The organism is Actinophytocola glycyrrhizae (assembly GCF_042653545.1).
Taxonomy (GTDB): Bacteria; Actinomycetota; Actinomycetes; order Mycobacteriales; family Pseudonocardiaceae; genus Actinophytocola; species Actinophytocola glycyrrhizae.
On sequence record NZ_JBHSIS010000009.1, the window covers coordinates 48,591 to 63,181 of the forward strand.

13 protein-coding genes are annotated in these 14,591 nt (G+C 71.2%); 1 reads left to right on the top strand and 12 read right to left on the bottom strand.

Translation table 11 applies throughout. The features are described 5' to 3' along the window. Positions 1-70 precede the first annotated feature (70 nt). The 7 genes from ACFPCV_RS20130 to ACFPCV_RS20160 form a co-directional block, all read right to left on the bottom strand. Complete coding sequence (locus ACFPCV_RS20130; RefSeq protein WP_378057793.1) at positions 71-1,678, bottom strand: AMP-binding protein; 1,608 nt, start codon at positions 1,676-1,678, stop codon at positions 71-73. 4 nt (positions 1,679-1,682) lie between these two features. After that, positions 1,683-2,858, bottom strand: a complete 1,176-nt coding sequence (locus ACFPCV_RS20135; protein WP_378057794.1) for an acyl-CoA dehydrogenase family protein — start codon at positions 2,856-2,858, stop codon at positions 1,683-1,685. 7 nt (positions 2,859-2,865) lie between these two features. After that, entirely contained in the window at positions 2,866-4,095 is a 1,230-nt protein-coding gene (locus ACFPCV_RS20140) for an FAD-dependent oxidoreductase (RefSeq protein WP_378057795.1), read from the bottom strand. Next, positions 4,065-5,213 carry a hypothetical protein gene (locus tag ACFPCV_RS20145; RefSeq protein WP_378057796.1) on the bottom strand — a complete coding sequence of 383 codons (1,149 nt, stop codon included), beginning with the start codon at positions 5,211-5,213 and terminating at the stop codon, positions 4,065-4,067. Before ACFPCV_RS20145 ends, ACFPCV_RS20140 begins: the two co-directional genes overlap by 31 nt. A gap of 4 nt (positions 5,214-5,217) precedes the next feature. After that, positions 5,218-5,742: a VOC family protein gene (locus ACFPCV_RS20150; protein ID WP_378057797.1), complete on the bottom strand. Its 525-nt coding sequence runs from the start codon at positions 5,740-5,742 to the stop codon at positions 5,218-5,220. A 234-nt stretch (positions 5,743-5,976) separates the two neighbouring features. Then, positions 5,977-7,062, bottom strand: coding sequence for an alcohol dehydrogenase catalytic domain-containing protein (locus tag ACFPCV_RS20155; RefSeq protein WP_378057798.1), 1,086 nt, complete (start codon positions 7,060-7,062; stop codon positions 5,977-5,979). Then, positions 7,059-8,567 (bottom strand): aldehyde dehydrogenase family protein, encoded by a 1,509-nt coding sequence (locus ACFPCV_RS20160; protein ID WP_378057799.1) that lies wholly within the window; start codon positions 8,565-8,567, stop codon positions 7,059-7,061. Before ACFPCV_RS20160 ends, ACFPCV_RS20155 begins: the two co-directional genes overlap by 4 nt. Positions 8,568-8,646: 79 nt before the next feature. Here ACFPCV_RS20160 and ACFPCV_RS20165 point away from each other — a divergent pair, with 79 nt between their 5' ends. Next, positions 8,647-9,648, top strand: coding sequence for an aldo/keto reductase (locus tag ACFPCV_RS20165; RefSeq protein ID WP_378057800.1), 1,002 nt, complete (start codon positions 8,647-8,649; stop codon positions 9,646-9,648). Between the two features lie 82 nt (positions 9,649-9,730). On the opposite strand, the gene ACFPCV_RS20170 is transcribed toward ACFPCV_RS20165, so the two are convergent. Genes ACFPCV_RS20170 through ACFPCV_RS20190 form a run of 5 tightly spaced genes read right to left on the bottom strand, consistent with a single transcriptional unit; the run spans position 9,731 to position 14,516 of the window. Continuing rightward, the gene (locus ACFPCV_RS20170; RefSeq protein WP_378057801.1) at positions 9,731-10,606 is read right to left on the bottom strand and encodes a CoA transferase subunit A; all 876 of its coding nucleotides are present in this window, start codon (positions 10,604-10,606) and stop codon (positions 9,731-9,733) included. Then, the gene (locus tag ACFPCV_RS20175; RefSeq protein ID WP_378057802.1) at positions 10,603-12,153 is read right to left on the bottom strand and encodes a class I adenylate-forming enzyme family protein; all 1,551 of its coding nucleotides are present in this window, start codon (positions 12,151-12,153) and stop codon (positions 10,603-10,605) included. The genes ACFPCV_RS20170 and ACFPCV_RS20175 overlap by 4 nt, the downstream gene beginning before the upstream one ends. Positions 12,154-12,172: 19 nt before the next feature. Then, positions 12,173-12,916, bottom strand: coding sequence for an alpha/beta fold hydrolase (locus ACFPCV_RS20180; RefSeq protein WP_378057803.1), 744 nt, complete (start codon positions 12,914-12,916; stop codon positions 12,173-12,175). Further along, positions 12,913-13,728, bottom strand: a complete 816-nt coding sequence (locus ACFPCV_RS20185) for an alpha/beta fold hydrolase (RefSeq protein ID WP_378057805.1) — start codon at positions 13,726-13,728, stop codon at positions 12,913-12,915. Before ACFPCV_RS20185 ends, ACFPCV_RS20180 begins: the two co-directional genes overlap by 4 nt. Further along, positions 13,725-14,516 (bottom strand): CoA-transferase subunit beta, encoded by a 792-nt coding sequence (locus ACFPCV_RS20190; protein ID WP_378057806.1) that lies wholly within the window; start codon positions 14,514-14,516, stop codon positions 13,725-13,727. The genes ACFPCV_RS20185 and ACFPCV_RS20190 overlap by 4 nt, the downstream gene beginning before the upstream one ends. Positions 14,517-14,591 lie beyond the last annotated feature (75 nt).

Below are 14,591 nucleotides of genomic sequence, written 5' to 3' on the forward strand. Positions count from 1 at the left end.
TCACGTTCCCCTGAGGTGCGGGTGGGAAGCACTCGGCCTGCTTTAGACCCTGAGGTCGAATCGGAGAGTGTCATGTCGCGTTCTCCTCCTTGCGGGTCGCCAGCTTGCGGGTCGCCAGTTCGCGGGCGAGCGCGCGGTTGAGCTTGCCCGCCGGGGTGCGCGGGATCGTGTCGGCGCGGACCAGCCGCCGGGGGTGCTTGTACCGGGCGAGCCGCTCGCCGAGGTGGACGGTCAGTTCTTCGTCGCTGAACCCGAGCAGTGCCTCGGCCGGGGCGACCATCGCCGTGACGGTCTGGCCCCACCTCGGGTCCGGTGTCCCGAACACGACCGCGTCGGTGACCGCCGGGTGCGCCAGCAGCGCCTGCTCGACCTCCTCGGGGAACACCTTCTCCCCGCCGGTGTTGATGACGCCGTCCCCGCGCCCGAGCAGCACCAGCTTGCCGTCGGCGTCCAGCGACGCGAGGTCGCCGGGCACCGCGTACCGCACCCCGTCGATCACCCGCCACGTGCGCGCGGTGCGTTCCGGGTCGTGGAGGTAGCCCACCGGCTGCGGGCCGGCACTGGCCAGCACGCCGACCTGCCCGCTGCCCGGCAGGACGTCCCGGTCCTGGTCGTCGAGCACCCTGGCGACCGGGGCCAGCGCGAACCGGCCGTCCGCGAGGTCGGCCTCCTCGCTGGCCTCCGCGACGCCGAACGGCCCGCCCTCCGACGCGGAGATGTTGTCCACCAGCGTCATCGCCCCCGCCGCCAGCAGCCGGCGTTTCACATCGACGCTCCAGATGACGCCCGAGCTGGTGATCTTCTTGAGGCTGCTGATGTCGTAGGGCGTCTCGGCCTCGGCCAGCGCGGCGAGCAGCGGCCTGCCGAACGCGTCCCCGACGATCACCATCTCGGTGATCCGGTGCTCCTGGACCGCGCGCCACACCTCGTGCCCGTCCAGCGAACGTGACGTGCAGAAACAGACGGTCCCGCCGCCCAGGAGCGTGCGCATCGCGTGGAAGAACCCGGTGCCGTGCATCAGCGGCGACATCGGCAGCACCACGGGTGTGCCGTCCCGTTCCGCCAGCGCACCGACCGCGGCCGACACCTCGTCCGGAGTGGTCGGCACGGTCAGGCCGTGCTGCCGGAACACCGAGCACAGGATCCCCAGCAGGCCGTCCCGGTCCCAGATCACGCCCTTCGGGCGGCCCGTGGTGCCACCGGTGAGCAGGATGATCCCGTGCGTGCCGTCCTGGTCCGGGCCGGACAGCGCGGGACCGTTCCTGGCCACGTCGTCGTAGGACTCGCCGACCTGCAGCACCGCCGTGAGCCGGGGGAGTGCGTCGGCGATGTTCCCGACCCGCTCCGCCAGGCTCTCGTCGTGGACGAGGGCCACCGCCTCCGTGTACTCCAGGACATACCGCAGCTCCGGCTCCCGATACCGGTAGTTGATGTTGACCGGCACCGCGCCGAGCAGGAACGCGGCGAGCACCGTCTCCAGGTACTCGGGGCTGTTGTACAACGCCACGGCCACGACGTTCCCCGGCCTGACGCCGCGGTCCGCCAGCGCCGAGGCGACCCTGCTCGCCCGCTCGTGCAGCTCCGCGTGGCTGCGCACCCGGTCGCCGTGCACGACCGCGGGCCGCTCCGCGGCGGCCTCGCCCGCCGCGCGCAACGCCGCCGCGACGCTCATTCCCATCGAACTAGGCAAGATGTCCTCCGATCCGGGTGTGCCCGCGCAGTAGGTCACGGGAGAGGATCATGCGCTGCACCTCGTCGGTGCCCTCGAAGATCCGCGTGACCCGCACCGCGCGGTACCACCATTCGAGCGGGAGTTCCCTGGTGTAGCCCATGCCCCCGTGGATCTGCAGTGCCCGGTCGACGACCCGGCCGACCATCCCCGTGCAGTACAGCTTGGCCATCGCGCCCGCGTGCCGGGCGTCGGCGCCCCGGTCGGCGTCCCACGCGGCCCGCAACGCGAGCCAGCGCCCGGCTTCCAGCTCGGTCTCCGAGTCCGCGATCATCCACTGGATCGCCTGGTTGCTGCCGATCGTCCGGCCGAACGTCTTGCGGACGCCCGCGTAGTCGACGGCCATCCGCAGGCACCGCTGCGCGATGCCGACGCACTGCGCGGCGATGGCGTGCCTGCCGGAGCCGACCCAGCGCATCGCCAGCGCGAAGCCGCGGTGCACCTCGCCGAGCACCGCGGTGGCGGGCACCCGGACGTCGTCGAAGAACAGCGTCGCGGGTTCGTGCCAGCTGCCCATGGTGGGGATCGGGGAGGAGGTCCATCCCGCTGACCGGTCCACCAGGAACGCGGTGATCCCGCGCTGTTCGGCCTGGTCGTCGTCGCGGGTGACGGCGAAGACGATGGCGTAGTCGGCGTCGTTCCCGTTGGTGATGAAGGTCTTCTGACCGCTGATCACCCAGTCGTCGCCGTCGCGGCGGGCGGTGGTTGCGATGGCGCCGGCGTCGGATCCGGCGCCGGGCTCGGTGAGCGCGAAGCACCCGAGCCGGTCACCCTCGATGGTCGGCACCAGGTACTCGGCCCGCTGCTCGGAATTGGCGTGGAACAGGATGTTGTCCGCGGCGCCCCCGAACCGGAACGGGACGCAGGTGGTCCCCAGCTCCGTCTGTATCACCGCCCGTGTCACCGCGGGCAGGGCCATCCCGCCGTACTCCTCCGGAGTGGACAGTCCCCAGAACCCGAACTCGCGTGCTTTGTGCTGCAGCTCGCGCAGCTCGTCGCGCGGCAGGCCGGACCCGCCGTGCCGTTCGCGGCGCAGGAACTCGGTTTCCCTCGGGAGCAGTTCGCTCGCCACGAACTTCCTGACGGTGTCCCGGATGTCGTGTTGCTCGTCGTCGAGTGCGAAGTCCATGCCCGGGTCACCCCCGCCCGCGTGGCGGGAGGTCGTACGCGCGGGCGTTCGAGATCATCGCCGCGTCGAGCATCCACGCCTTCGCGCGTTCGGGATCGGCCGCCATCTCCGACATCTGCTGCTGGAAACGGCGCCGTTCCTGCTCGTCCTGTTCGGCCAGCGCCGTCGTGGTGCGGTGGGTGATCCGCTGGACGGTCTCCACCGCAGCCTTCCGCCGCCGGGTCGCCCAGAGGTCGAGCGCCGTCTCGTCGACCTCGCCCGCGAGGAAGGCGGTCAGCTGCACGGAGAGGTCGAACGCGTCGTGGAGACCGCTGTTCAATCCCATCCCGCCCATCGGGCTGTTGATGTGGGCGGCGTCGCCGAGCAGCAGCACCCGGCCGTGCCGGAAGCTGTCGACCACCCGCTGGTGCACCGAGTAGGTCTTGCGCTCCCGCAGCACCAGGCCGGGCTGTTCGCCGAACAGGGCGTGCAGCCGGGCACACACGTAGGAGTCCGACACGGCCTCGTCGGAGTCGACGTGCGGCGGCACCGAGACCACCACCCGCCACACGTCGGGGACCCGCAGGACGAGCAGGTGCTCCGCCGGGTCGGCGATGTAGTTGACGTGGCAGATGCCGGGCAGCAGGTCCTCGATCGGGTAGTCGATCGAGAGCACGAGGTACCGGTGCTCGTAGGTCAGTCCCTCGAACGGGCAGCCCAGCGACTTGCGCACGGTGCTGCTGGCCCCGTCTGCGGCCAGCACCCAGCCCGCCGTCGTGGTCGCGCCTCCCGCGGTCAGCGCGACGTGGTCGCCCATGTCACGCAGCCCGGTGACGCCTGCGTCCATCCGGATCGTGACGTGGGGGTGATCGGCCTCGAGGACCCCGCGGATGATCTGGGTGTACTTGTACTGCTCGAGCTGCAGCCGGTACGGGTACTCGGTCTCGTCGGCCAGCACGCCGAAGTCGAACTCGGCGATCAGCCCGTCGCGACGGTCCCGCACCTGGTAGCGGGGTGCGACGAGGCCGGCGTCGATCATGGCGTCCGCGACCCCGAGGTGCCTGGCGATCTCGATCGTGGGCGGGTGGAACGTCGAGGCGCGCCACTCGGTGGACAGTTCGGCGTCCTGTTCGAACACCGTGACCGGCACGCCCTGCCTGGCGAGCGCGAGCGCCACCGTGAGCCCGACGGGGCCCGCTCCGATGACCGCCACTTCCGAATCGGTCATCACGGACTCCACTCGACGATGTGATCGCACATGGCGGTAGCCAGCTCCGGGGTGCCCTGGAAGTAGTGGTCGGCGCCCTTGATCTCGACCAGCTCACGCCGGTCGTGGGACACCGCGTCGTACATCCCCTTCGCGTGGCTGGGGAAGGCCGCGCTGTCGGCCGAGCCGTACACGACCAGCACGGGAGCGGCGACGCCGGCAAGACAGCGGTAGGCGTTCGCGCGGCTGCGCGTGTAGCTCCACTGGCTCAGCCAGGACCGCAGGCTGGTGAGGTGGCCGAGCGACGCGGGCTGGAAGTTCGCCGTCCACGGGTCGCCCCACAGCGTCCCGGGCCGCCGGTCGGACGGGTCGACGGTCAGGTCGGTGAACCGCGGGTCGGCGGCCGTGCCGTGGACGACGAACGGGAGGTCGTCCGGGCCGGTCTTCTCGCCGTTGCGGCCTTCCCGGCGGTGCGTGTCCAGTTCGGACAGCTGCCCGAGCACCCAGTCGGTGATCCGCTCGTTGCGGGCGATCTGGGCGTCCCGGTACCGGGCCAGGAACCCGGCGCCGTAGGCCGGTCCGTTCGCCCGGTCGAACATGTCCAGGGACGGGTCGCGGTCGAACGGTCGCGTCTCGTCGGTGATCGCCGGGTCGAGGCCCTCGGTGTAGACGGTCGCACGACCCGGATGTGCCATCGCCATGACCAGCCGGTCGGCCGGGATCAGGTTCGCCGCGGTCAGGTCGACCGGGTCGCCGGCCGGGGTCTCGGTGATCGTGGGGTGCTCGGCCTGCTCCTGGTAGAGCGCGGCCAGCCCGCCGCCACCGGAGTTGCCCACGAGCACGACCTCGGCGTAGCCAAGTGAGCGCAGGTGCATGACGGCAGCGCCGATGTCGAGCACGCAGTTCTCCATGACGAGCGCCGAGTCGTTGCCGACGTAACGGGTACACAACCCGACCGCGGCGACACCGCGGCGCGCGAGGTCACGCAGCGCGTAGTGGCCGAGGAAGTTCGACGCTGGGTGCACGATCAGGACGGCCGTCGTCGGCTTCTGCCGGTCGTCGCGCCACAGGGCCGCCCAGATCTTCCCGGACAGCCGGGCGACGCCGGAGTTGATGTCCAGGCGCTGCCCGGCAGGCATGGGGATCGCGAGGAGTTCTCTGGTCAGCACCGGATTACGCCTTGCGCTCGTTCCAGGCACGCAGCGCGGCGGCGCCTTCGGCCGCGTCGGCGTCGGTGAGATCGCGGGTCTGCAGCGTCAGCTCGATCCGCACCCCGTTGGGGTCGAAGATGTACAGCGACTCCCAGACACCGTCGTGGTCGACGATCCCGTTCACGTCGACACCCTCGGCCTCGAAGTGCGCCTTCCACGCGTGCAGCTCGTCCATCGAGTCGACGTTCAGCGCGATGTGCCGGATCCAGGACGGGATCGCGTCCGGTCCGGGGTTCGGCAGGCCGTCGACCTCGAAGAACGCGATGGCGCCGCCGTCGCTCAACCCGAAGAACGTGTGCAGGTAGGGCGTGCGCTCACCGCTGGACGGCACCACGTCCAGCCGGATCGCGGCCAGGAACGGGCACTTCAGCACCTGTGTGTAGAAGTCGTGCGTCCGCTGCGAGTCCCACGTCGGGTAAGCGATGTGGTTGAGCGAGCGAGGAGCGCGGAGGACAGGGGTCTCTGAGCGAGCGACAGTGCCAGTCATCGAAGTCCTTCTCGATTATTGGACAGACAGTCCGTTATGAGTAACGATAGTGAGACTTCGCCGGGTGCGTTGTCAACCGGCACCGGGTGCGGGATCCGGGACGCCCTCAATGGCGCTTGACGGCGTCAGCGCCGTGAACGCGCCTTCACGGCACGGGCCGCTTTGCGGGTGCGCGCCGGGCGCTGACTCCCGAGCCCACGTGCGGGCCCGGGAGTCAGGACACCGGCGCGGGCACTAGGGCATGACGACGCTGCGCAGTACCTGTCCCGCGAGGAGTTGCTCGTAGCCGTGCTCGGCGTCGGCCAGGGCGAACGTGCCGGTCAGGTACTCGTCCAGCGGGAGGCTGCCGTCGAGGTAGCGGGCCGCGAGCATCGGCAGGTCGCGTGCCGCGACGCAGTCGCCCCAGATCGACACCCGGATGGAGCCGCCGGTGAGGAACAGGTCGCGCAGCGGCAGCGCGAACGAGTCGCCGACCTTGGGTGCGCCGACGACGACGAGCCGGGATCCGGTGGCGCGCATGCCGTTCGCGACGCCGAAGGTGGCGGGGCCGCCCACGGCGTCGAGCACCACGTCGGCACCCCGGCCACCGGTGAGCCGCCGCACCGTGCCGACAGCGTCCGGTGTGGACGCGTCGACCAGGTCCGTGGCCCCGAACTTCCGTGCCACGTCGAGCTTCCCGGCGTTGACGTCCACGGCGACGATGCGCGCCGCGCCCGCGGCGGCCGCGCCCGCGATCGCCGCCACCCCGACCGCGCCGCAGCCGATCACGGCGACGTCGTCGGCCGGGCCGACCTCAGCGGTGTTGACGGCCGCGCCGTACCCGCTTGGCACCCCGCACCCGAGCAGCGCGGCGATCTGCGGCGGCACCCGCGGATCGATGGGGACCACGTTCCTGGCCGGGACCAGCACCCGTTCGGCGAGCCCGCCGACGCCGAGCACCGGTGTGCCGGGCACGCCGTCGGCGAGCGGGATCGGGGGGCGGCGCAGCAGCCGGGCGGCGCATGCGGCGGGCCGCCCACCGGTGCACTGCCCGCACTGCCCGCACGGGACCATCGGGGCGACCACGACCGTGTCACCGACCTTCACCCCGGTCGCGTCCTTGCCCACGGCGCTGACCCGGCCGGCGACCTCATGGCCCACCACGTAGGGGAAGTCGGTGCCGGAGGTGCCATGCATGAAGTGCACGTCGGAATGGCACAGCCCGCAGGCGGTGACCTCGATGGCGACCTCGTCGCCGATCGGCTCGCGTGCCGGGATCGCTTCGATGTCCACGGGACCGTGCGCGGCACGGACGACGGCGGCGCGGTAGGTGTCGGTCATTGCGGCTCCTCGTACCAGCGGGGCATCTCGTGCGGGGCGGTGTCGACGACGACGGTCTTCAGTTCGGTGTAGGCCTCGTGTCCGACGCGGCCGAGTTCGCGGCCGATCCCGGACAGCCCGACGCCGCCGATGGGGGCGTCGAGCGCCAGCGCGCCGTAGGAGTTGATCCAGAAGTAGCCGGTCCGGACCGCGCGGGCGGTGTGCAGCGCGCGTTCCAGATCGCGGGTCCAGCAGCCGCCGACCAGCCCGAACGGGGAGTCGTTGGCCAACTCGACCGCTTGTGCCATCGAGGTGAACCGCTGCACGGTGAGCACCGGGCCGAACACCTCGTCGCGGACGATGTCCGGCACCGCGCCCGGGCCGACGGCCAGCACGGTCGGCCGGTAGTAGGCGCCGCCCTCTGGCACGCCCTCGGGTCGGTGTCCTCCGGTCAGCAGTTCGGCACCCTGTCCGACCGCGGTGGCGACCATGTCGTGCACTCGCCGCTCCTGCCGGGTGGAGATCACACAGCCGAGCCGGCTCCCGGGATCGAACGGGTCACCGACCCGGATGCCCTCGGCGATCGCGACGACCCGCGCGATCACCTCGTCCGCGACGGAGTCCTCGACCAGCAGCCGGGACCCGGAGAAGCAGCGCTGCCCGGCGTTGCGGAAGATCCCGCCGACCGACGCGTGCACGGCGGCGTCGAGGTCGGCGTCGGCATAGACGATGTTCGCCGACTTCCCGCCGAGTTCGAGCAGGACGCGTTTCACGCCGTCGGCGGCGTCGCGCATCACCTGGCGGCCGACGTCCGTGCTGCCGGTGAACGACACCATCGCGACGGCCGGGTGCGTGACGATGGCCTGCCCGACGGCGCCGCCGCCCTGGACCACCTGCAACAGTCCGTCCGGCAGGCCGGCGCGGGTGAGGATCGCGCCCAGCAGCGGGGGAGCGAGCGGGCTCTGCTCGGGTGCCTTGAGGACGATCGCGTTGCCGGCGGCGAGCGCCGGGCCCGCCTTCTGGGCGGCGAACATCAGCGGCGCGTTGAACGGGATGATCGCGCCGACCACCCCCACCGGCTCCCGGAAGGTCATCCGCAGGGTGGAGCCGTCGGCGGGGAGCGTGGCGCCTTCCAGGGTCGGCGCCCACGCCGCCGCGCCGCGCAGGTGCGCCGCAGCCACGAACACGTCACCGCGGGCCTCGGCCACGGTCTTGCCGTTGTCCAGCGCGACCAGGCGGACCAGCCGGTCCGCGTCGGCCTCGACGAGGTCGGCCGCCGCCAGCAGGACACGGGCGCGCTCGTGCGGTGACGTGTGTGCCCAGGCGGGTTGCGCGGCGGCCGCACGCGCGACGGCCTCCCGTACGAGTTCTGGCGCGGTCTCCTCGACGGTCGCGATGACCGAGCCGTCGCCGGGGTGCGGGTCGGGCATCGGCGCTCCGCCGCCGGCGACCAGCTGTCCACTGAGGAAGGTGTGGTGTCGCGGGATGTCCGCGACAGTCAGGTGTTCGGTCAGGACCTGGTTCATGGGCGCCTCCTCGCGCTACGATGCCCAGCATTACATATGGGACACGGAGTCCGATAATCGTTCGTCGGAGGAGTTGAGCGTGGAGTACACCCATCTCGGGCGCAGCGGTCTACAGGTCAGCCGTCTGGTGCTGGGGACCGACAACTTCGGCACCCAGACCGACGAGGGCGACGCCTTCGCGATCATGGACCGGGCCCACGAGCTGGGGATCAACATGATCGACACCGGCGACGTCTACGGCTGGCGGTTCGGCGAGGGATACACCGAGCAGGTCATCGGAAAGTGGCTGGCGAAGGGGAGCGGCCGTCGCGAGAGGACGGTGCTCGCCACCAAGCTGTACGGGAAGATGGCTGACTGGCCCAACAACTCCGGTCTGTCCGCGCTGCACATCCGCCGTGCCTGCGAGGCGTCGCTGCGCCGCCTGCGGACCGACTACCTCGACGTCTACCAACCCCACCACATCGACCGGTCGACCCCGTGGGACGAGATCTGGGAGGCGCTGGACGTCCTCCGCACCCAGGGCAAAATCGTCTACGTCGGCTCGTCCAACCACCCCGGCTGGCACATCGCGGCGGGCCAGGAGGCGGCGGCACGGCGCAACCGGCAGGGCCTGATCAGCGAGCAGACCATCTACAACCTCCTCGAACGCACCGCCGAACTGGAGGTGCTGCCCGCGTGCCGCCACTACGGCGTCGGCATGATGGCGTGGTCGCCCCTGGACGCGGGCCTGCTCGGCGGCATCCTCCGCAAGGAACGCGAGAAGACCATGGGCGAGCCGCTGCCCGGCGCGCGTGTGGCCACCCACCGCGGCAAGCGGATGGCCAAACTGGACCGTCACCGCGATGCCGTCCAGGCCTACGAGGACTTCTGCGACGACCTGGGGGCGGCCCCGGCCGACGTCGCGGTGGCGTGGCTGCTGAGCCGCCCGGGTGTGTCCGCCACGATCATCGGCCCGCGCACGGTGGAGCAGCTCGACAGCGCGACCGGCGCGTTCGAGGTCGACCTGGACGAGCGGGCCCGCACTCGGCTGGACGAGATCTTCCCCGGCCGGGGCCCCGCCCCCGAGGCATACTCCTGGTGACCCGGGGCGGAACCGGCACGCCCCGAAAGGCGCTTTCAGGTCGCCGAGCGTCCTGAAAGCGCCTTTCAAGGCACCGGCACGGTCAGCGAAACGTCTGCCGCAGACCGAGCAGACGACCGACACCGATGCGTTCCAGGTACCCGGCGTGGTCGCCGACCGAGTGTACGTACTCCTGCAGGTACTTGCCGGTCTCGCCGGCCGCGGCAAGATCGCGGTACTCGACGAGCTGGTCCCGGTCATAGCCGTAGTGGCCCGGCGAGGACAGTGGATGCGCGCCGTAGGGCGCGTGCGCCACCCGCTCGACGATCGCACCAGGAATGGAGACGAGCCGGGGGTCGGGCGCCGGCGCGTACTCGTCGAGGATCTCGTCCGAGCTGATGACGACGTGGTCGCACGCCTTCGCCATGACGTCCTCGAAGCGGCGCTGACCGAAGACCTGCGTGTTGCCCTTCCGGTCGACCACCTGCGCGTGGAAGAGGCCGTAGTCGGCCCGCAACGCCGGAATGGTGGTCACGGTGCGGCCGGTGTACGGATCGGTGGTGGTCCTGATCATCGGATTGACCTTGGGCAGGTCGGTGCCCTCGTACAGCGGCGGCAGCGGCAGGAACGGCAACCTGCTGGCACCCGCGCGGAAGCCGTAGACCACCCAGGCCTCGTCCGCCTCGACGATCTCGATCGTCTTCTCCTGCGCGGCCCGGCGGAAGTTCGGGGCGAGGCCGAGGAACTCCAGGCCCACATAGGACACGTGCAGCTTCCGCACGCACCCGGCGGCGATCAGCATGTCGACCGGTGCCCCCGCGCTGGGGGTGGGGATCAGCTCCAGGTCCTTGATCCCGCGCCGGATGAGCGCGTTGACCAGCGCCATCGGGCTGTTGTGCGAGTGCACGCCGCCGAGGGCGATCGTCGCACCGTCGGGGATGTCGGCAACGGCCGCTTCCGGTGTGGTCACCTTGCTCATGACGACTCCTTCGTGCCGAGCAGGGCCATGCCCGCGCTGCTCGCCAGCTCAGCTCGCTTGATCTTGCCGCCGTCGTCCACCGGGAGCGTGTCGACGAACTCGACCTCGCGAGGGCACTTGTACTTGGACAGTTGGGCCGTGCAGTGGTCCAGCACGTCCTGTGCGGTGACCGCGCTGCCGGGGACGAGTTGCACCAGCGCCTTGACGGCCTCGCCGTACCGCTCGTCCGGCACCCCGACCACCGCCGCGCGGTGCACACCCGGGCAGCTCTGCAACACCGCCTCGACCTCGCCCGCGTAGACGTTCTGCGCACCGGACCGGATCACGCCCTGCGCGCGGTCGGCGAGGTAGAGGTAGCCGTCCTCGTCCCGCCACGCCATGTCGCCCAGCCGCAGCCAGCCGTCCTGCAGCACCTTCTGCGTGGCCTCGGGCTGGCACCAGTACCCGGAGAAGACGCTGGCGGCGCGGATCCGCATCTCCCCGGTCTCGCGGACCGCCACCTCCCGGTCCCGCTCGTCGAAGATCTTCACCTCGGCGAACGCGGCCGGTCTGCCGACCGGCACGATCGACGACACGTCGGTCCGCAGGAACCGCCGGTGGTCCTCCGGTGTCAGCAGCGCGGTGAAGCCACCGGCCTCGGTGGCCCCGAACGCGTGGTAGAGCCGCAGGTCCAGGCGCTCGGTGAGCGACCGGATCAGGGTCCACGACACGGGAGCGCCGCCGTACCCCACGAGGTCGAGCGTGCGCGCACGGGCGGGGTCCAGACCCGGCAGCGCCGCCACGAGGTCCACCAGCATCGTCGGCACCAGGAACGCGTGCACGACGCCGTGCCGCTCGACGTCGTCCACGAAACCCTCGGGGGTGAAGCGGCGGCGCAGCAGCAGCGGGACGCCCAGGTAGGCGGTCGTGGTGACGAACGAGGCGCCGACCCCGAGGCTCAACGGCATCGAGATCCAGGTGGGACCGCCACGTGGCACCTCGACCTCGCACAGGTAGTTGGCCGTGCTCGCGAGCTGCTGCTCGTGGGTGGCCATGCAGCCCTTCGCGGCCCCGGTGGTGCCGCTGGTGTACCGCAGCGAGCGCAAATCCGTGCCGCTGCCCGTCTCGGGCACCGGTTCCGGCGCGCCGGAGGCGACGACGTCGGCGAAGCGTTCGCCGCCATCGAGGTCGCCGACGGTGATGATCCGGCGGACCGACGGCGCTCCCGCGGCCGCCTCGACCGCGACCGGCGAGTCGCAGATCACCGCCGACGCGCCGGAGTGGACGAGGATGCGGCGCATCTCCGGCACCGTCAGCTTGGGGTTGATGCCGACGGTCACCAGGTTCGCCTTCCACAACCCGTGGTAGGCGACGACCACCTGGACGTCGTTGGCGAGCACGAGCGCGACACGTTCCTGCGGCACGTGCCCCCGGTCGATCAGCGCGTGGGCGAGCCGGTCGGTCTCCCGGTCCAGCTCGGCCCACGTCAGCGAGGCGGAGTCGGCGATGACGGCGAGCTCGTCGCCACGTCGTACCGCGTTCTGCCGCAGGAGGTTCTCGATGCGCATGGCGGCTCCGAATCGAAGGTCAACCGCGTGCCGCGGCGAGGTCGGTGGTGATCAGGGTGGCGACCCCGGCGGGGTCGTCGATGTGCGGGTTGTGGCCCGCGCCGGGGATGACGGCCACGTCGCGGCCGAGGACGGCGGACATGTCGGCCGGCTCGATGCCGGGGTCGGCGTCGCCGCAGGCCAGCCGGACGGGCACGCGCACGCGGTCCATCACCTCGGCCAGTTCTTCCTGTGTGGCAGGGGGATCGGTGGTGAGGCGGGGGTCGGCGGCGAGGCAGTAGCCCGCCGGTGTGTGCCGGATCCCGGTCGCCAGCCCGGGGGAGTCCTCTGGCAGTCCGCTGACCTTCGCGAAGAGCCGGAGGGCGTCGTCCCGGTCGGTGAAGGTTCGTTGTGGACGGTTGGCCTGTGCCGCGCGGCGGGCCAGTTGCCCGGGTGTCCACACGACCTTCATCGCGATCGCGGTGACCGCGCCGACGTGTACACGATCCGCGAGCGTCAGTGCGACGAGTGCGCCGAGCGAGTGCCCGACCACGAGGTCGATGTCCGTCGTGCCGAGCGCCTCGCCGATCGCCCCGGCGTAGTCGTGGTGGTGGTAGGCGGGCAGCCATCCCGATCGCCCGTGCCCCGGCAGGTCGACGGTGATCCAGCGCAGGCCGCCGAGTTCGCGGAGGACCGGTGCCCACACCGCTGCGGTCGCGCCGGAACCGTGCAGCAGCAGCACGGTCGGCCCGTCGTCCCCACCGCGCTCGATGTACACCGTCACAGGTCCTCCAGGAACTCGAGCACGGCGGCGCCGAACTCCGCCGGTCGTTCGATCTGCGGGTAGTGCCCGCTCCCGGCGATGGTGGCGGTGCGCGCGCCGGGGATCTGGTCGGCGAGCGCCTGCCAGTCCTCCGGCGGGACCAGCGCGTCGTGTTCGCCGCGGATCAGCTGGACCGGCACGGTGATCGAACCGTAGTCGCGCCGGGGTGGCGGGCGGTCGGTACGCACTCGGGCGGGGGAGCGCAGAGCGGCGGCCGCGCCGGTCTCCCACGCGCCGGGCATCGCCGCGAACTCGTACCGACGGCGCAGGTGGTCCTCGCTGTCCCGCCAGGCCGGGTCGTGGAACAGGACCTCCATCGACGGCCGCAGCCCGTCGAGCGTCCCGTCGAAGTCCTCCAGCACCTTCCGGCCCTCCGCGCTGGGCGGCGCGAGCCCGATGCCCGCGGCGACCACTGCGCGGACCGGCCAGGGCTGCTGCGGGCGGTTGACCATGTCCAGCAGCATCCGCCCGGTCAGGGAGGTGCCGACGAAGTACGCCTGCTGGATGTCCAGCGTCCGCAGGACGGAAGCCACCTGGCTGATCATCAGCCTGCGCTGCCCGCCCGCGAAGTCCCGGATCTTGCTGCTGCGACCGAAACCGACCAGGTCCAGCGCCAGCACCCGGAACCGCGTGGACCACAACGGGACACAGCTCTCCCAGGTCAGCTCCGCGGCGGCGCCGTACTCCCCGCCGTGCAGCAGGACGAGCGCGGGACCGTCCCCGGCGTCGAGGTAGTGCGTCCGGATCCCGTCGGCAACGAGGTAGTGGCTCATGCGACCGGTGCGTAGCGGCGGAGCACGCCGTCGGAGTCCACCTCGGTGCGGAGCAGGTGCAGCTCCTCGGGGGTCGGCGGGGTGACCGTCCGGAGGTCGTCGGCGACCGGCAGGTCGAAACCGGTGGCGGCCTGGATCTCCTCGACCGTCGTCCACGGGTGGATCTTGCGCAGCCGCATGTGTTTCGTGTCCGGCTCGAAGTCGAAGACGCCGAGCGGGGTGAACACCAGCCGGGGTCCGGAGGACTCCGGCCGGAGGACCTCGGCGCGGGAGTTGCCGCCGGACAGCCAGCCCGCGCCGCTGACGAAGTCCACTTTGTCCACGAACACCCGAGGCGTGTGGTGTTCGGTGTAGATGAAGCTGGACTTGAACCCGCCGGTGAAGATCAGCCCGATGGTGCCGGGCCCGCGCACCTTCGGCTTGTCCCAGTCACCGATCATCGCCATGTTCAGGTTGCCGTACTTGTCGATCTGCAGCCCGCCGAGGAACGCGAAGTCGAAGCGGATCGCGGTCTCGAAGTCGACCACGTCGTCGAGGCTGTACTGGTACTCGGCCGTCACCAGGTTGCGGTAGTCCGCCGAGGACTCGGTGAGCCGCCGGATCTTCGGGTTGCTCGCGCCGCTCCCGCCGCAGAAGAACGTGAGGTCGGGGGCGTGTGTCAGCTGCGCCAGCCGCAGCCCGGCGGCGGGGATGTGGGACGCCGCGCCGATCGATCCGAACTCGCCGTCGGACATCTCGTGCGCGATCGAGACCGCCATCATCTCGGCCCAGGTGTACGTCTGCTCCACTGCGACGCCTCCAGATCCTCGTTGCGTGCCAGCGAGTTCGCGATTAACGTACACCACGTCCGGATTTCGTTACAA

What these genes read in the sequence shown, in the direction of transcription:
- ACFPCV_RS20155 (WP_378057798.1), bottom strand. Translation starts at nt 7,062, where the DNA reads ATGACCGACACCTACCGCGCCGCCGTCGTCCGTGCCGCGCACGGTCCC.
- ACFPCV_RS20185 (WP_378057805.1), bottom strand. Translation starts at nt 13,728, where the DNA reads ATGAGCCACTACCTCGTTGCCGACGGGATCCGGACGCACTACCTCGAC.
- ACFPCV_RS20130 (WP_378057793.1), bottom strand. Translation starts at nt 1,678, where the DNA reads ATGGGAATGAGCGTCGCGGCGGCGTTGCGCGCGGCGGGCGAGGCCGCC.
- ACFPCV_RS20160 (WP_378057799.1), bottom strand. Translation starts at nt 8,567, where the DNA reads ATGAACCAGGTCCTGACCGAACACCTGACTGTCGCGGACATCCCGCGA.
- ACFPCV_RS20175 (WP_378057802.1), bottom strand. Translation starts at nt 12,153, where the DNA reads ATGCGCATCGAGAACCTCCTGCGGCAGAACGCGGTACGACGTGGCGAC.
- ACFPCV_RS20135 (WP_378057794.1), bottom strand. Translation starts at nt 2,858, where the DNA reads ATGGACTTCGCACTCGACGACGAGCAACACGACATCCGGGACACCGTC.
- ACFPCV_RS20170 (WP_378057801.1), bottom strand. Translation starts at nt 10,606, where the DNA reads ATGAGCAAGGTGACCACACCGGAAGCGGCCGTTGCCGACATCCCCGAC.
- ACFPCV_RS20150 (WP_378057797.1), bottom strand. Translation starts at nt 5,742, where the DNA reads ATGACTGGCACTGTCGCTCGCTCAGAGACCCCTGTCCTCCGCGCTCCT.